17 protein-coding genes are annotated in these 17,055 nt (G+C 59.0%); 9 read left to right on the plus strand and 8 right to left on the minus strand.

The features are described from left to right. Positions 1-16 precede the first annotated feature (16 nt). Positions 17-1,069 carry an AbrB family transcriptional regulator gene (locus tag A1WC_RS14790; RefSeq protein ID WP_008805230.1) on the plus strand — a complete coding sequence of 351 codons (1,053 nt, stop codon included), beginning with the start codon at positions 17-19 and terminating at the stop codon, positions 1,067-1,069. 71 nt (positions 1,070-1,140) lie between these two features. On the opposite strand, the gene tpx is transcribed toward A1WC_RS14790, so the two are convergent. Next, a complete protein-coding gene (gene tpx / locus A1WC_RS14785) occupies positions 1,141-1,647 on the minus strand; it encodes a thiol peroxidase (RefSeq protein WP_008805229.1) in 507 nt (168 codons plus the stop codon). Positions 1,648-1,749: 102 nt separating this feature from the next. Between tpx and ycjG the strand changes: the two genes are divergently transcribed. Beyond that, on the plus strand, positions 1,750-2,715 hold the full coding sequence (gene ycjG / locus A1WC_RS14780) for an L-Ala-D/L-Glu epimerase (RefSeq protein WP_016160847.1): 966 nt from the start codon (positions 1,750-1,752) through the stop codon (positions 2,713-2,715). Here the strand turns inward: ycjG and mpaA are convergent. Then, entirely contained in the window at positions 2,712-3,419 is a 708-nt protein-coding gene (gene mpaA / locus A1WC_RS14775) for a murein tripeptide amidase MpaA (protein WP_008805227.1), read from the minus strand. The genes ycjG and mpaA overlap by 4 nt on opposite strands. 72 nt (positions 3,420-3,491) lie before the next feature. Between mpaA and A1WC_RS27900 the strand changes: the two genes are divergently transcribed. Continuing rightward, positions 3,492-3,608, plus strand: a complete 117-nt coding sequence (locus tag A1WC_RS27900; RefSeq protein ID WP_012542015.1) for a hypothetical protein — start codon at positions 3,492-3,494, stop codon at positions 3,606-3,608. Continuing rightward, entirely contained in the window at positions 3,605-5,221 is a 1,617-nt protein-coding gene (locus A1WC_RS14770) for a peptide ABC transporter substrate-binding protein (protein WP_008805226.1), read from the plus strand. The genes A1WC_RS27900 and A1WC_RS14770 overlap by 4 nt, the downstream gene beginning before the upstream one ends. A 37-nt stretch (positions 5,222-5,258) precedes the next feature. On the opposite strand, the gene A1WC_RS14765 is transcribed toward A1WC_RS14770, so the two are convergent. From A1WC_RS14765 to A1WC_RS14750, 4 genes are read right to left on the minus strand one after another with little or no spacing between them, the layout of a single operon-like run. Beyond that, positions 5,259-6,665 (minus strand): MmgE/PrpD family protein, encoded by a 1,407-nt coding sequence (locus A1WC_RS14765; protein ID WP_016160848.1) that lies wholly within the window; start codon positions 6,663-6,665, stop codon positions 5,259-5,261. Positions 6,666-6,671: 6 nt separating this feature from the next. After that, positions 6,672-7,346 carry an amino acid ABC transporter permease gene (locus tag A1WC_RS14760; RefSeq protein WP_016160849.1) on the minus strand — a complete coding sequence of 225 codons (675 nt, stop codon included), beginning with the start codon at positions 7,344-7,346 and terminating at the stop codon, positions 6,672-6,674. Next, positions 7,346-8,137 (minus strand): amino acid ABC transporter ATP-binding protein, encoded by a 792-nt coding sequence (locus tag A1WC_RS14755; protein WP_008805223.1) that lies wholly within the window; start codon positions 8,135-8,137, stop codon positions 7,346-7,348. Before A1WC_RS14755 ends, A1WC_RS14760 begins: the two co-directional genes overlap by 1 nt. 5 nt (positions 8,138-8,142) lie before the next feature. Then, positions 8,143-8,931 (minus strand): substrate-binding periplasmic protein, encoded by a 789-nt coding sequence (locus A1WC_RS14750; RefSeq protein ID WP_016160850.1) that lies wholly within the window; start codon positions 8,929-8,931, stop codon positions 8,143-8,145. 95 nt (positions 8,932-9,026) lie between these two features. Here A1WC_RS14750 and A1WC_RS14745 point away from each other — a divergent pair, with 95 nt between their 5' ends. Continuing rightward, on the plus strand, positions 9,027-9,914 hold the full coding sequence (locus A1WC_RS14745) for a LysR family transcriptional regulator (protein ID WP_016160851.1): 888 nt from the start codon (positions 9,027-9,029) through the stop codon (positions 9,912-9,914). A 171-nt stretch (positions 9,915-10,085) separates the two neighbouring features. Continuing rightward, positions 10,086-11,030 (plus strand): LysR family transcriptional regulator, encoded by a 945-nt coding sequence (locus A1WC_RS14740; protein ID WP_008805220.1) that lies wholly within the window; start codon positions 10,086-10,088, stop codon positions 11,028-11,030. Here the strand turns inward: A1WC_RS14740 and A1WC_RS14735 are convergent. After that, positions 11,027-12,094: an ABC transporter substrate-binding protein gene (locus A1WC_RS14735; RefSeq protein ID WP_012542008.1), complete on the minus strand. Its 1,068-nt coding sequence runs from the start codon at positions 12,092-12,094 to the stop codon at positions 11,027-11,029. The genes A1WC_RS14740 and A1WC_RS14735 overlap by 4 nt on opposite strands. A gap of 223 nt (positions 12,095-12,317) precedes the next feature. Here A1WC_RS14735 and A1WC_RS14730 point away from each other — a divergent pair, with 223 nt between their 5' ends. From A1WC_RS14730 to A1WC_RS14720, 3 genes are read left to right on the plus strand one after another with little or no spacing between them, the layout of a single operon-like run. Then, entirely contained in the window at positions 12,318-13,886 is a 1,569-nt protein-coding gene (locus A1WC_RS14730; protein WP_012968426.1) for an ABC transporter permease, read from the plus strand. Beyond that, positions 13,883-14,626 (plus strand): ABC transporter ATP-binding protein, encoded by a 744-nt coding sequence (locus tag A1WC_RS14725; protein ID WP_008805217.1) that lies wholly within the window; start codon positions 13,883-13,885, stop codon positions 14,624-14,626. Before A1WC_RS14730 ends, A1WC_RS14725 begins: the two co-directional genes overlap by 4 nt. Before the next feature lie 23 nt (positions 14,627-14,649). After that, positions 14,650-16,437: an aryl-sulfate sulfotransferase gene (locus A1WC_RS14720; protein WP_016160852.1), complete on the plus strand. Its 1,788-nt coding sequence runs from the start codon at positions 14,650-14,652 to the stop codon at positions 16,435-16,437. Between the two features lie 144 nt (positions 16,438-16,581). Here A1WC_RS14720 and A1WC_RS14715 read toward each other — a convergent pair whose 3' ends face one another. Further along, positions 16,582-16,968 (minus strand): VOC family protein, encoded by a 387-nt coding sequence (locus tag A1WC_RS14715; RefSeq protein ID WP_016160853.1) that lies wholly within the window; start codon positions 16,966-16,968, stop codon positions 16,582-16,584. Positions 16,969-17,055: the final 87 nt, after the last annotated feature.

The raw sequence follows: 17,055 nt of genomic DNA on the forward strand, positions 1-17,055 counted from the left end.
TCCGGGGTGGTGCATCTTGGCGTCGCGTCGCGCGATCGGGCACTGGCTGACATTGCTGCTGCTCTCTGTTCTCTTTTCCTCGCTGCTGTTACGCCTTCATTTGCCGGCAGCGCTACTGCTGGGGCCGCTGATCGCCGGTCTCATTTTGAGCCTGCGCGGGGTGAAGCTGAGCATCCCTCGTCCCTGTTATCTGGCGGCGCAGGCCATCGTCGGCTGCATGATCGCCCGGGCGATTAATCCCTCTGTTTTTGGCGTGCTGTTCAACAACTGGGCGCTGGTGCTGGCGATCCTGTTGACCACCCTGGCGATTAGCGGCCTCACCGGCTGGTTGCTGGTTCGCTACAGCGCGCTGCCGGGCGCCACCGGCGCCTGGGGAAGCTCTCCCGGCGGCGCGTCGGCAATGGTGGTGATGGCCCAGGAGTACGGGGCCGATGTGCGGCTGGTGGCGCTGATGCAGTATCTGCGGGTGCTGTTTGTCGTCGGCGCGGCGGCGCTGGTGGTGCGCTATGCGTTGGGCAATGAAGCGCAGGAAATGACTCAGGATATTGTCTGGTTTCCATCGTTGACCCTGAATTTCCCTTTCACGCTGCTGCTGACGGCGCTAGCCTGTTGGCTGGGCATGCGGCTGCGCATCCCCTCCGGGGCCATGCTGTTGCCGATGCTGCTCGGCGCGCTGGTCCAGGGCAGCGGCTGGATGATGCTGGAGCTGCCGGAGTGGCTGCTGGCGATGGCCTATGCGGTGCTGGGCTGGACGGTGGGGCTGCAGTTTAATAAAGCCATTTTTCTGCTGGCGCTGAAGACGCTGCCGCAGATTATCGCCTCTATTCTTGGGCTGATCCTGATGTGCGCCCTGATGGCCCTTGCCCTGACCCACATTCTGCAGATGGACTTTATGACCGCCTATCTGGCCACCAGCCCTGGCGGCCTGGACACGGTGGCGATTATCGCCGCCGGCACCCGGGCGGATATGTCGTTCATTATGGCGCTACAGACGTTGCGGCTGTTTACCATTTTACTGACCGGCCCGGCGATGGCGCGGGCTATCTCCCGCTATGCGCCACGGCAATAAAAAAGCCCCCGCAGAGCGGGGGCTGAGTACATAGATTGTCCGCGGGCGTGATGCGCCCGGGCACGCTGTTATCAGGCTTTCAGGGCGGCCAGCGCGGCGTCGTAGTCCGGCTCTTCGGTGATTTCATTCACCAGCTGGCTGTAGACGACCTGATCATTTTCATCGATAACGACCACGGCGCGAGCGGCCAGGCCAGCCAGCGGACCGGCGGCGATGGCGACACCGTAGTCAGCGAGGAACGACGCACCGCGCAGCGTGGAAAGGGTCACCACGTTGCTCAGGCCTTCCGCGCCGCAGAAGCGGGACTGGGCGAACGGCAGGTCAGCGGAAATGCACAGCACCACAGTGTTGTCCAGTTCAGCGGCCAGCTGGTTGAATTTACGCACTGATGCGGCACACACGCCGGTATCAATGCTCGGGAAAATATTCAGTACTTTACGTTTGCCGGCGTACTGGCTCAGCGCGACGTCAGAGAGATCTTTGGCGACCAGCGTAAACGGCTGCGCTTTAGCGCCTGCCTGCGGAATGGTGCCCTGAACAGAAACGGGGTTGCCCTGGAAATGCACGGTTTGTGACATGGTTATCTTCCTGTTTACATATAGTTAACGTCACGAGTAGTGTATGACATCCGCCAGCTACACGGCAAACCCTATTTAACATTGACCAGAGAGGACAAGGGAATGCGCAACGTGCGAGTGTATGAGGAAGCCTGGCCGCTACATACCCCTTTTGTGATCGCCCGCGGCAGCCGCAGCGAGGCAAAAGTGGTAGTGGTGGAACTGGAGGAGGACGGTGTGAAAGGGGTGGGCGAATGCACGCCTTATCCCCGCTATGGCGAGAGCATCGCTTCGGTCATGGCCCAGGTGATGGCGATCGGCGAGCAGCTGGAAGCGGGCCTCACCCGCGAACAGCTGCAGCGGCTGCTGCCGGCAGGCGCCGCGCGCAATGCCGTTGACTGCGCGCTGTGGGATCTGCAGGCGCGGCGCGAAGGCAAAACCTTGTCCCAGTTGCTGGGCGTGGCGTTGCCCAACCGGGTGATCACCGCCCAAACGGTGGTCATTGGTACGGCGGATCAGATGGCGGCCAGCGCCGCGGCGCTGTGGCAGAAAGGTGCCCAGCTGTTGAAAGTGAAGCTTGACGACCGGCTGATCAGCGAGCGGTTAATCGCTATCCGTCAGGCGGCGCCGGAGGCTACGCTGATTGTCGACGCCAATGAATCCTGGCACAGCGAGGGGCTGGCGGCGCGCTGTCAGCTGCTGGCGGACCTCGGCGTGGCGATGCTCGAGCAGCCGCTCCCGGCTGACGCCGATGCGGCGCTGGAAAACTTCGTTCATCCGTTACCGATTTGCGCCGACGAGAGCTGCCATACCCGGGAGAGCCTGCCGCGGCTGCGCGGGCGCTATGAGATGGTCAATATCAAACTGGATAAAACGGGCGGTCTGACCGAAGCGCTGGCTCTGGCCGGAGAGGCGGAACGGCAGGGGTATGCGCGGATGCTGGGCTGTATGCTCTGCACCTCGCGCGGGATCGCCGCCGCGCTCCCGCTGGCGCCGCTGGCGCGCTTCGCTGACCTCGACGGCCCGACATGGCTGGCGGTGGACGTTGAGCCGGCGCTGCGGTTCAGCACCGGCGTGCTTCATCTTTAAGCCTGCCAGCGCAGCAGATCGGTCATCGCCGGCAGGTAACGCTCCGTTGCCTCGTCGGCGGAGACCGGTGGGAACTCGGCGGTGATGCAGGGGAGCCCGATATCCGCGCACCAGCTGCCAAAGGAGCCCGGCGTGTCGTAGCCCACGCTGCCCACCAGCGGCAGGGAGAAGGCGTCGGCCAGCCAGTGCCCCAGCGGGCTGTGGCCCGGGTCTTCGATACAGGCCAGCGGATCGTGAAAGGAGACCACCCACGCCGGATGGATCTGGTGGATCAACTGACACAGGGCCTGGGTCTCCCGCTCCGAACCTGGCTGCTCGCCGGTCAACAGCACCACGTCGCGTTCCTCTGCCGCGCTGTTCCAGCGATAAACCGTTTCCCCTTGTTTCCAGTTAGCGGCCGGAAAGTTACGGTTGAGGTCAACGCCGCGGGCATTGGCACGCAGCCCGAGCTGACAGCCGTCAGGGTTGACCGTTAGCACCACGTGGTGACGGCGCAGCTCGGGTTTCAGGGTGCGCAGGGCGCAGGAGAGGGTCACAATCGACGAATTTTCATCACCGTGGGTGCCGGCAATAATCAGGCCGCTACGGCTGTCGGCCTGCGGCGCAGGAAACCACAGCAGCGGCGCGCCCAGTTCCGAGCTGCCGTACTGCCGGGTTCCCGGCGGAAAGTCGCCGCGCTGCGGACGAGGACGTGAAATAGACATAGGGCTTCCTGTGTGTCGTTATTATTCAGTGTTGGCGAAAAGCGTGTCGGGATCAAACCCATTCCCTGAGGCGTGAAATCCGACGACACATCAATTTTCTATCATATGTCGTTTGCAATTTCAGGTGATGAAACAAATAATTATCGCTCTGTTGGCGGTATTTTTTTCATTTTAAAGGGGATCTTATGAAGTATCCTGTCGCTTTGACATGCGGCGCGCTGTGGTTAGCCAGCGTATCTTCTTTAGCCTGGGCGGCGGACGTACCGCCGGGCACGGTACTGGCGGAAAAACAGCTGTTAGTACGCCATATCAAAGATGAACCCGCCTCGTTAGATCCCGCCAAAGCGGTGGGCCTGCCGGAAATCCAGGTGATCCGCGATCTGTTTGAAGGTTTAGTCAATCAGGATGCGAAAGGCAACCTGGTTCCAGGCGTGGCGACCCGCTGGCAGAGCAACGATAACCGTGTCTGGACCTTTACCCTGCGCGATGACGCGCGCTGGTCCGACGGCACGCCGGTTACCGCCGCGGATTTCGTCTATAGCTGGCAGCGTCTGGTGGATCCGAAAACCACTTCGCCGTTCGCCTGGTTCGCGGCGCTGGCGGGGATCGCCAACGCGCAGAACATTATCGACGGCAAAGCCGCGCCGGAGACCCTGGGGGTTACCGCCGTCGATGCCCACACTCTGCGGGTGCAGCTGGATAAACCACTGCCGTGGTTCAGCAACCTGACCGCCAGCTTTGCCTTCTACCCGGTACAGAAGGCGAATGTCGACAGCGGCGCGAACTGGACGCGGCCCGGCAGCCTGGTGGGCAACGGCGCCTATGTTCTGAAAGATCGCGTGGTCAATGAAAAGCTGGTGGTGGTGCCGAACACGCACTACTGGGATAACGCCAAAACGGTGATCCAGCAGGTCACCTTTGTGCCGATCAACCAGGAGTCCGCCGCCACCAAGCGCTATCTCGCTGGCGATATCGATATCACCGAATCTTTCCCGAAAAATATGTATCAGAAGCTACTGAAGGATATTCCGGGGCAGGTATATACCCCGCCGCAGCTGGGTACCTACTATTACGCTTTCAATACCCAAAAGGGCCCGACGGCGGACGAGCGGGTGCGACTGGCGCTGAGCATGACCATCGATCGCCGGGTGATGGCGGAGAAAGTACTGGGAACCGGGGAAAAACCGGCCTGGCGTTTCACGCCGGACGTGACGGCGGGCTTCACCCCCCAGCCGTCGCAGTTTGAGAGTATGAGTCAGGCCGAACTTAATGCCCAGGCGAAAGCCCTGCTGGCTGCCGCCGGCTATGGCCCGAATCGTCCGCTGAAGCTGACGCTGCTGTATAACACCTCCGAGAATCACCAGAAGATTGCCATCGCGGTGGCGTCGATGTGGAAGAAAAACCTCGGCGTGGAGGTGAAACTGCAGAACCAGGAGTGGAAAACCTATATCGACAGCCGTAACACCGGCAATTTCGACGTGATCCGCGCCTCGTGGGTGGGGGATTACAACGAGCCGTCCACCTTCCTGTCGCTACTGACCTCCACCCACAGCGGAAATATCTCCCGCTTTAACGATCCGGCGTACGATAAAATCCTCGCCCAGGCGGCGGTGGAGAATTCGGCCAAAGCGCGTAACGACGATTACAACGCGGCGGAGAAGATCATTATGGTCAAAGCGCCGATTGCGCCGATCTACCAGTACACTAACGGCCGGCTGATTAAGCCGTGGCTGAAAGGCTACCCGATCACCAACCCGGAAGATGTGGCCTACAGTCGTACCATGTATATCGTGAAGCACTAACCGGTCGTGGTTGCCTGACAATGTCAGGCAACCCTTGCTACGCCGGTAGCGAAAAGCCCATCAGGTCTGCCGAAGAGGAGTAATACCGAGCCGTTTCCTCCTCCATCACGCTCGTAAGCAGTTCGTTAACCTTTATCTTATGTCCGGGCAAATTTCGCCGCGCTTTGGCAATAATTTCCCCATCGCTAAGCGGCCGCTCGGCGCTGCCCAGGGGTTTGTAGCGTTCCTGCACTGCACATTCGCCACGTGAGTTTGTGACCACAACGCGCGCGCCAGGCTGGCGTGCCGGACCGTTCATTCGTTGTGTAAATTCAGGTGTGACAGTGGCCGTGACTTTATCCGCCAGCGCCAGCAAGGCTGGGTTTTGCATATTGTCTTCAGTATACCAGTCGGCACCCGGCGCCAGGCCAGCGGCGATCGCTGCCAGCGTCCACGGCAGGCTGAACTGCGCGTCGGTCACCGTTTGCGGCCGATAATCCATCATATCATTGACCAGGCGGGGGAAGCTTTGTACCTCAATGGTGCGGAGATCCGCAACAGACCAGCCGGTCTGCTGCATGATGCCCTCCATGCATTCCAGCGCGCAGGCCAGCCAGCGGCAGGCGGGATATCGCTTAAAGCTACCGTAGCCAGCGTACCAGTGCCTGCCGAGCTCATCGGTCAACCTGTCTGGCGCGAACTGGTCGGAGCCAATCATCCGCCAGAAACCCTGTTCGCCATCGAGTACATCAAGGCTGCCGCTGAGGCCTTGCTGCGCCATTATCACCGCCTGCACGGCGGCTTGCGCGGCGGGCGCCACGGCATCTTTGAGCGACAACAGCGGCCGTTGTCGCCAGTTATACTGGTGCAGACTGGGGAGCGGTGTTAACGCGGCGGCCAGGCCCACCGCGTGATGTAATTGCTCAGGGTTTAACCCCAACAACCGACCGGCCACCACGGCTGCGCCGATGGATTGATGCTGCGCCACGCCGTAGACCTGGCTGAAGCGTTCTGCCGAAGGCTGGATGGCGTGGATGAGCCGGTTATTCACCTCGAAACCGGCCGCCAGGGTGGTAATCAGCACGTCCTGAGCTACCGGCTCAGGATTGAGGTCAAGCGCAACCATCGCGGCGGCAACCAGTGTGGCCCCCGGATGGCCGAGCCCTTTGCCGTCGATCTCCACACCGTCATCGTGATCCAGGCCGTTTATCATGGCCGCGTTCGCGAACGCGGCCGCCAATGGGCTGAAACCGGACTCACCGAAGACGCTACAGTGACCGTTTCCACCAAATAGCCGGGAGGCGCGTATCATCGGTTCGCTGACCCGGTGGCCACTGGCCGCCCAACCGCAGGCGAGAGCATCCAGTAAATGCAGTCGAATTTTGCGCCGAACGGGAGCCGGGATAGCTGGCGCAGATAAGGTACTGGCAAAATTGACCAGCTGGCGTGTTGCGGAAATAGTCATGGTTACTCAACGTTTGAAGTAGCGGCTGCGGATCCGGCGCTCGGCATAGCTTGCCAGCAGTGACAGCGGAAGAATGGTGGCGACGAAAAACAGCGCCACAAAAGTCAGTGTCTCCAGAGGGCGGAAGGTGGCGGTACTCAGCCGTTGCCCTTGATAGAGGATCTCACCCGTTGCGATATAACTCGCCAGCACGGAATTCTTAACCGACATCACGCACTGGCTGACAAACGCCGGTAAAATTCGCAAAAAGGCTACCGGCGCGGTAATGCGAACTAATACTTTCAGCGGTGACATCCCCACCGACAGGCCCGCTTCGACCAGACCATGATCGACCGATTGCATACCAGAACGAAATATTTCAGCGAAAAATACGCTGCCATATAACGAGATGGCGAGGACACAGGTCAGATACGAGGAGAGGGTCAGGCCGAACAAAATGGGCAGACAGTAGTAGGCCCAGACAATCAGCACCAGAGGGGGGATTGAACGCACAATCTCAATCAACCCCTGGGTGGGTAAGCGGATGACCGCCCTGGACGCGCCGCGCAACGGGGCCAGCAGCGCTCCGCCAAGAATGCTTAACGTGACTGAGGCCAGCACAATTTTAAAGGTGGTCAATATCCCTTCCAGCATAACCGCGTGATATTGCCACAGTATTGAGAAATCCCAGTGATATGACATTAGCGCAGCTCCTCTGCCGTTACGCCGGACAGCGTCATAAAGCGTCGGATAGGGGCATCGGGCGGCCGTGACCAGATCTCCTGAGGGGATGCTTCTTCCACCAGTTTGCCATTATCCATCAACAGCAGCCGACTACATACCTGCAGGGCAAAACGCATTTCATGGGTAACCACCAGCATGGTGGTGCCGCTGGCCGCCAGTTCGGAAATAACGGACAACACCTCCCCGACAGATTCCGGATCGAGTGCGGAAGTCGGTTCGTCAAACAGGATCACTTGCGGCGCCATGGCCAGGGCGCGGGCGATAGATACCCGCTGCTGCTGACCGCCTGAAAGTTGAACCGGGAAGTCTCCGGCTTTTTCTTGCAGGCCCATACGCGTGAGCAGCGCCATGGCTTTTTCGATGGCTTTTTTACGCGGCAAGCCCAGGACCTGTACCGGACCTTCAATAATATTCTGCAATACACTGCGGTGTGGCCACAGATTAAAGTGCTGGAATACCATTGTCATTGAGGCACGCTGGCGCGCTAATGTGCGCTGTGTGACCTGTTTTCTCTGCGCGCCGTGAAAGCCTATTTCTTCCTCACCCAGCCAAATATGCCCACTATCCGGGACTTCAAGCATGTTCAGGCAACGCAGCAGGGTGGATTTACCCGCGCCGCTGCGGCCAATGATGCCAATCACCTCCGAGGGACGAACCGCGAAGGAAACATCATCTATAATTTTATTACCTGAAAATGATTTGCTAAGCGCTTCAATTTTCAGTAACGGTAATAATGATTGTGGGTTCATCAGAGTTATTTCGCTGGGTGAGTATATTTCTGCCATATTTTTTTCAGCGTGCCGTCTTTATCCAGCTGTTCGAGCCGTCCATTCAGCCACGCCTGTAATTCCGGTCGTTCTTTACGCAGGCCCATATTGGTTGCCTGTTCTTTGACCGGCTGTGGGATAATCATCGTGCCCTGATGACGCTTTTGAATATATTGCGCCATCTGGATATCGTTAGTGACGATGGCATCCGCGCGGCCGCTCTCCATCTGGAGCTGCATGTTGTCGCTATCGGGAACGATAATCCACTGGGCTTTGTCCAGTTGAGGCTGCAGCAGCGTGACGGCTGCCGAGCCATCAATCGCGCTGAGCCTGGTCTGCGAAGTGTTGATGGTGTCCCAGCGCTGATATTTCTGCGTCTCTTTTTCCAGAGTCAGGACGCCCATCTGGTGCGAGCCCATAGGGCGGGTAAAGTCGACGGCTTTGGCCCTTTCTGGCGTATTATTAAAACCACCTAAAATATCGAAGCGGTTGGACTGTAAACCCGCGACGGCGGTGCCCCATTGCGTATCAACGTATTCAATCTTGATATCGGTGTTTTTAAATATCGCCTGCACAACATCCGGAACCAGCCCGGTCCACTGGTTGGTCAGCAGATCTTTCTGATACCACGGCGGTGCGTTGACCGCACCGACGCGGATCACATGGTCTGGCAGAATCGTATTGATTTCTTCCCCGGCCTGAGCAGGAGACTGGGCTAAGAACATCCCCGGTATAAGCAACAATATCGACATGAAGCGTGACGTGAAAAATTTCATTTTATGCCCTCTTGTGAATATAATTATGGATTCTATAACCCTGAGTGCATATTTTTTAAATGCATAATCAGCATATCGTTATCAGGAAAATGGCAATGACACCCAAGCAACTCGAGGTCTTTATCAGTATCGTTCAGCTAGGTTCAGTGACAGCGGCAGCGGCGCAGCTGGCCATGTCGCAGCCTTCGGTGAGTAAAAGCCTGGCGCTTATCGAGCAGCAGATGGGGTTCAGCCTGTTTGAGCGCTATCAAGGGAAGATGCAGCCAACCGCGGAAGCCAGAGCGCTGTATAAAGAGGCGCTGCGCGTGCATCAGGACCGGCTTCGTTTTGAGCGTTTTGTTGATCACATCCGCCAGTATCGCGTTGGTCAGTTGCGGGTCTGTGCCACGCCTGCGCTGGCGCTGAATATATTGCCGCTGGCGGTGGCGCGTTTTCGGCAGAGCTTTCCGGATTATGGTGTGGTGGCGGATATGTGTCTCAACAATGAAATTGAGACGGCGGTTGAAGAAGGGCGTTACGATCTCGGTTTTCTGGTGAAACCCGGCTACGAACCAGAGGAGAACCCGTTGGCCATCTGCCGGGGCGAAATGGTGTGTGTGCTGCCCGAGCAGCATCCGCTGGCGCAGCAGACGGAAATCCATTGGCAGGATATCCCGACGCGCGACCTGGTGTATATCACGACCGACGCGCGGCTGGTTGCCATGATTGCCGAAGAGGTGCCGGCGTTCCGCCAGCGCCAGGTGGCGGCGGTAGAAACCAACCGCTACAGCATGGCGATTAATCTTGTCAGACACGGCAACAACAGTATGACTATTGTTGACAGTTTTTCTCTACAGGGCGTCGACACCAGCGGTCTGGCGGTGCGGCCGTTCCGTCATGCATTGCCGGTTTCTGTCGTCGCGGTGACGGATGGACACAGCACCCTGTCGCAGCCGGGCGAAGTGTTTGCGAAAGTGATGACGGAATTAATGGCTGAAACGTGAGATCAGCGTGAGGCTCTGTGGCTGGCCGCTCATGCAGGTTCATCACTATTCTGCAACGCGAACTTTCACCCCAGTCACGGTGCGCTAACCCACCGGGAGTGGTGTCTGTGGTTTACCGCCAGGCCGCCTTCCAGTACTTTTGTTGAATAGTAGAGGGAAGGGAGCGGATCGATGCATCTGGATTTTCGCCAGTTACGCAATTTTGTAGCGCTAGTGGAGTACGGCAGTTTTAATCGTGCGGCGGAGGCGGTTTGCCTGTCGCAATCGGCGTTTAGCCGCAGCATTCAGGCGCTGGAGCAGAGTGTCGGTCATCCTTTATTCGACCGCCAGAGCAAGCTACCGACGCTCACGCTGCACGGGCAAAAGCTGCTGCCTTATGCGCGCCGTTTTCAGGAACTCAATATTGAGCTTAGTAGCCAGCTGCGTGAGGCGGACGATGCGCAAAATGGCGAGGTCGCTTTTGGCTGCGGCCCGGCTCCCGGCGCGAGGCTGATTCCGGCGGCCATCGGAGAGTTTCATCGTCTTTTGCCGCAGGCGAGGGTGCGTTTTCACATTGATAACTGGCTTGCTCTGCATCAGGCGCTTACCTCCCAGCACTATCCTTTTGTGGTCGCCGATAGCTGGCAGGCCGAGCTTGACCCGCAGTTACGCGTGCAGCCGCTTAGCCCACAACGCTGTTTCTTTGTCTGCCATGCCGAACATCCGCTGGCAAAACAGGGGACGATCTCGATTCAGGAGATGTTGCGCTACCCTTTTGCCGCCCCCTATTTGCCGCCGGGGGTACGCAAGGTACTGGCGACCCTCAGCCAGCAACAGGACTTTACGCCCGCGATCCAGTGCGACCATATTTACGCGCTGCTTTCCACTCTGGCGCAAACCCACGCGATAAGCTTCGCCAGCGAGGACGGCTTCGCGTTGTGCCAGCACAGCCATCGGCTGGTGAAACTGGAACTTAGCGATCTGCCAGATGAGTGGCGGCTAATGCAGACCCGGTTTGCCATTATCTCCCCGGTTCACGCGATTCAGCCGCCGCTGGTTGAGAGGCTGATTGAGATTATCCTCCATACCGACCGTCAGCATCAGCTTCAGCTGCTGGCGCAGGAGGAGAGGGATTAACCGGCGTTTTTCGCCTCACCTTTGGCATCGTACGGTGGCCAGCGGTTTTCCAGTTGCTGCGTTTTCAGCGCCTGCTCGACAAACTGGCCGTCCACCCACTGCTTAACGTCAAAAGCGCTGCGGATCAGACGACCCGATTTAGCCTGCTCGACGCTACTGCTGAAGCTGTCGGTCAGGAACGGGTCAATACGCGGTGAGGTGGTAAAGTTCAGATCCTGTGGCTGCAGCGCTTCCAGAAATAACGCCTTGGGGATCTGGCTTTGCTGCGCCATCTCGGCAGACCAGGCGTCTCGATTAGCCGGATCGCTGATTTCAGCGGCATTCTTCACCAGCACATTAACGATCTGCTGAGTCGCCTGCGGCCAGGTCTCGATAAACGTCTGCGTGCCGAGGAACCCCGCCTGAGTGGTGTTCTGGCGGCCTGAATCGCCGCTTTTAACCACCACATCAATTTTGTCGCCGCGTAGCGCCAGCAGGGAGACGCCTCCCCATACCGCATCGACGCGACCGGCCGCCAGCGCCGCTTTACCCGCGTTCCAGTCAAGGTTGATGACCTGCAAACTGCGCTCATTGAGGCCGGCGGTTTGCAGCGCCCGGTCAAAGGCCAGCTGGTCCGCCGTACCGCGATAGACCGCCACCCGTTTGCCTTTCAGGTCGGCCAGCGTTTTAATACCCGAGGCTTTGGTTACCGCGAGCCAGGATTCCGAGCCGCGGCTGCCCAGAAGCAGGCGTGTCGGCAGACCATTGGCCTTACCGATAATCGCCGCCAGATCGCCGAGGTAAACAAAATCAAGCTGTCGGTTGGCTAACGCTTCATTCACCGCCGGGCCTGCCCCCTTGAAAAACTGCCACTGCACTTCCACACCCTGCGGTTTAAACACCTCTTCCAGCTGATGGCGGATAAACGCCATGCCGACCGGCCCCTCAATAAAAGGTTGACTGCCGGCGCTCTGATCCGGCACGCCGATGCGAATGGTTCGTAGCGTCTCGGCCTGGGCGTTTGCCGCCAGACCGATGACCGCGACCAATGCCAGCAAGGTGCGGCTAAAAAATGCTTTCATCATAACGTATTGCTCCCTTGAGTTTTTTTCTCACCCTAAAGAGCCGGCGGGCCGTGTGTTAAATGCTTTTATTCGCCAAGCATGGGTGAAAAAAAGCTAAATCAGACGCCGCGTGCCCGCCAGGCTGAAATGCATTCGATGCATCGGGATTATTCACCTTACGCAATAGCGGGGCAGCGTGAGTCACGTTTTCATAGCGGCATCACTTTCCGATGAGTGGACCGATATGTCGCAGATGATCTTAAGAACCGATGCCCCTGGCAGGCCGGGTTTCCGGCTTAACGGCTGGCCGTGGCTGCTGCCAGCGCTACTGTTGTTGCTGTGGTACATCGCCGCCCGCGAGGGATGGATGCCCGCGCAAATTTTGCCCGCCCCGTCGGTGGTTGCCGATACCGCATTGTCGCTGCTGAGCGGCGATCTGCTGGCGCAGTGGGGATTTAGTCTCCAGCATCTGGCGCTTGGCCTGCTGCTGGGCGCCATCGCCGGCACGCTGCTCGGGGCGCTGTTTGGCCTGGTGCCAGCGGCCGCGCAGCGGGTGGAACCGCTGTTCTACGCGCTGGCGCAAATTCCGACGCTCGGTTGGATCCCGCTATTGATGGTGCTGTTCGGGATTGATAACGGCCTCAAGCTGGCGGTTATCGTGAAAACCACTGTGGTGCCGATGACCATCAACACTCAGCAGGCGGTAGCCAGCGTGCCGCAGACCCTGAGCGAAGCCAGCAGGGTGATGAACTTCTCCCGCTGGCAGCGGCTGCGCTGGCTGGTGATCCCGGCAAGCCTGCCGGGCTGGTTTACCGGTCTGCGTCTGGCGCTTTCGCAGGCCTGGGTATCGCTTATCGTTGTCGAGCTGTTGGCTTCTTCCGAAGGTATTGGCTACCTGATGGTCTGGGGCCGCCAGCTTTTTCAACTGGATATCGTCTTTGTCACCATCGCGGTGGTTGGCCTGAGCGGCATGCTGATGGAGTGGGCGGCGAATCGGGCCTGTTCCCGACTGGTGTTCTGGCCGCAGCCAGCCGCCGGACGCCTGGCGTGGAAACCGCAGGCCAGCTGGCGGGCGTTACCGCTGCCGATAGTCCTGCTGGCGCTGTGGCAGCTGGCCAGCCAGTGGGGCTGGATTGATAGCGGATTATTCTCTTCGCCGCTGGCGGTGGCGGCACGTTTTGTTCAGGGGATCCTGAGCGGAGAGCTGAGCGCCGCGATGCTGGCCAGTCTGGGGAGAGCGGTTGTCGGCGGCGCGCTGGGGATTGCCGGCGGTTTGCTCTGCGGACTGCTGCTGGCGCTGCGCCCACGCGCCGGACAAATTTTTACCCCCACGCTTAACGTGCTGCGCCATATTGCTCTGTTTGCCTGGCTGCCGCTGCTGACGGCATGGGTGGGTAACGATAACGGCGGCAAAATCGTCTTTATCGCGCTGGCGTCGTTCTTTCCTATGTTCTTCAGCACTCTGCAGGCGGTGCTTCAGCGAAACCCGCAACTCGATGAAGTCGCCAGGGTGCTGCGGCTGGGCGAATTCGCACGCCTGCGCCGGGTCATTCTTCCCGGTGCCGCGCCGGGGATCTTTGCCGGTCTGCGGCTGGCGCTGATTTACGCCTGGCTTGGCAATATCGGCGCGGAATATTTCATGTCCTCCGGCGTCGGGATCGGCAGCCTGATGATCAATGCCCAGCAGCTGCTGGATATGCCCACTATTCTCTGCGGCATGGTGCTGGTCGGTATCACCGGCGCGGCGCTGGATAAAGCCGGACGTTTACTGGAAATGCGCGCCACCCGCTGGCGTCAACAGGAGCAGTTATGACCTCTTCAACTCTGGTCTCTTTTCGCCACGTGCGTAAATCCTGGCAACAGGTGACGGCGCTACAGAATTTCAACCTGGATATCGCCGCCGGTGAACTGGTCGCGCTGGTGGGCAGCAGCGGCTGCGGTAAATCGACGCTGCTACGGATGCTGGTGGGCCTTGAGTCTGCCACCCAGGGGGATATTTGTATTAACGGCGAGCCGGTCACCGGCGTGGGCAAAGAGCGCGGCATTGTGTTTCAGGAGCCGCGCCTGTTCCCGTGGCTTAACGTGCTCGACAACGTGATGCTCGGCCTGGCAGATGAAAAGCTCACCCGGGCGACGAAGCGCCAGCGGGCACTGGAGATGCTGGCGCGCGTGCAGCTCAGCGAGTTCGCCAGCGCGCTGCCCGCGCAGCTTTCCGGCGGCATGGCCCAGCGGGTGGCTATTGCCCGCGGTCTGGTGGCCCGCCCGCAGATCCTGATGCTCGATGAGCCTTTCGGCGCGCTGGATGCCCTGACGCGTCACACCCTGCAGCAGGAACTTTTACAGATCCACCAAAGCGCGGGAACCACCACGTTACTGGTGACGCACGATGTTGAAGAGGCCGTCGCCCTGGCCGATCGCGTCGTCGTGCTCTCCCCGCGTCCGGGGCGGATACGAGAAATCGTGAACCTGGCGCTGCCTCATCCGCGCCAGCGTGATGATGACTCGTTTACCGCCGCCTGCCGCCACATTCGCAACCTGATTACTTCTGTCTGATTTTATTATTTAAGGAGCAACATATGGGACATCCTTCCGTTTACCCGACCGGCGCCACCCTTTATGATCCGCAGCGCGCCTGGAGCGGCTACACCCTTTTCCAGGCCACCGAACACGGCGCGGTACTGGTGGATATGAATGGTCACGTGGTGCGGGAATGGCCTGAACTGCATGGGTTTCCCAACAAAATTCTGCCCGGCGGCGCCATCCTTGGCCACAGCGGCGAGCGCGACCCGCGCTATGGCATGCAGGATATGCTCGATCTGATCCAGGTGGACTGGGAGGGCAACGTGACCTGGAAATTCGACCACTACGAACAGGTCAGCGACCCCGGCAATGAAACGCGTTGGATGGCGCGCGCTCATCACGACTATCAGCGAGCGGGTAACCCCGTCGGCTACTACGCGCCGGGGCTGGAGCCGCAGGTCGATGGCGGCAATACCCTGATCCTCGCCCACACCAATCTGGTGAATGAAGCGATCTCCGACAAGCTGCTGCTGGACGACACCATTATTGAAGTCGACTGGCAGGGCAATGTGGTCTGGGAGTGGCGCTGCAGCGACCATTTTCATGAGCTGGGCTTCGACGATGCGGCGCGCACCGCGCTGTACAATAACCCGAATATGCGCGCCAGCGGCGGCGGAATGGGCGACTGGATGCATATCAACTCGATGTCGGCGCTGGGGCCGAATAAATGGTATGACGCCGGCGATGTGCGCTTTCATCCCGACAATATTATCTGGGACGCCCGCGAATCCAACATTATCGCCATTATCGATAAGCAGAGCGGCAAAATTGTCTGGCAGCTCGGCCCGGATTACAGCAAACCGGAGCTGAAGCACATCGGCTGGATCATCGGCCAGCATCATGCGCATATGATCCCGCAGGGGCTGCCGGGCGCGGGCAATATCCTGATTTTCGACAACGGCGGTTGGGCCGGATACGGTGCGCCTAACCCGGCATCGGCGGATGGGGTGAAAAACGCCTGGCGCGATTATTCTCGGATCCTTGAGATCAACCCGCTGACCCTCGATATTGAGTGGCGCTACTCGCCTTATGAAGCGGACCTGCCGCAACCGACTGATTCATACCGCTTCTACAGTCCGTATATCAGCAATATGCAGCGCCTGGAAAATGGCAATACGTTGATTAACGAAGGTTCGAACGGCCGCATTTTTGAAGTGACCCGCGATCACGACATTGTCTGGGAATACATTTCGCCGTTCTGGGGCAAGACGCTGAATAATAATATGGTTTACCGCGCCTACCGCATTCCTTACGCGTGGATCCCGCAGCTTGCGCAACCGCAGGAGACGCCGATTGCGGCAGTTGATGTCCGCACTCTGCGTCAGCCGGGCGCGGCGGCGGCGGGCCCGGCGCAGAGCGTGGTGCGCGTGGCGGGCGTACAGCCGTACAGTAAAAGCGCCGATGCGCTGTGCGTCGCAACCGATAACGATACGCTGCGCCGCAGTCCGAAGCTGTTCCGCGTTGCGGAAAGCGCATTCCGGCCGATAAGCGCGGCGAGTGAACTGGAGGGTGAACGACCCGTGCTGCTGTTCGTTGGCGCGGAGCGCTGTGTGCACTGCCGTAAACTCTGGCAGCTACTGGCCCATGAAAAACTCAGCCAGCGGATTGCTCAGTTTGAAACGCGCTATCTGGATGCCGACCTGCATCAGGAACTGGCCAGCGACCTCGGCGTACGCGGCCTGCCGACGCTGCTGTTGATAACATCGGGGCAGCCGATATCGCGCGCACCGACGCAATACTCAGTGGCAAGTCTGCTCAACTGGTTGAACAGTGTCAGTTTGTGATGCTGCCCGGGTAAGAGGATAACTGTGGCGCTGCGGCTTGCAGCGCCAGTTTCTCCCTCTCTCCCTCTCTGGCTACAGCAGAAAGCGCACTTTTCTGGCAGTATGGCCGACTGATACCAGGTCCAACCCTCTGAAAGCGAAGCATCAGAAGATCTCATCTGCTGGGTTTTTGTCATGATGCTCAACGTATTCGGCAATCATGCCATCCGGATGCCGAACCAGCATGTTCCAGCCGGTGGGCACGGCACTCACCGGATTGATAATCGTTGCTCCGGTGGAAGGCAGATGTTTCTCCCAGGCGGTAATGTCGTTGACCAGGAAAGTGGCCTCGGTGGCGCGAAAAGGCGCCAGGCTTTGCTCGGTTCCGCCGATTAAAAGCACTGAACCCACCTGCGCCAGTTTGAGATCGTATTCGGGATAGTCGAAACGCAACCTTGCCTTCTGCGCGATAAGGTTTTCATAAAACGAAACGGTCTCTTCAAAGCGGGTAATCAGCACGCATCGACGGACCAGGATATTGAGGACTTTCATTACGCCTCCTTCGCCATTGACTGAGAGTTAGCGTAGCAGCCCTGAGGTGGAAAGGAATGCTTAAGCGTTTTGGAGGTATTTCAACAA

It is taken from the genome of Klebsiella sp. KTE92 (genome assembly GCF_000398905.1).
In the GTDB taxonomy this organism is placed as follows: Bacteria; Pseudomonadota; Gammaproteobacteria; order Enterobacterales; family Enterobacteriaceae; genus Klebsiella; species Klebsiella variicola.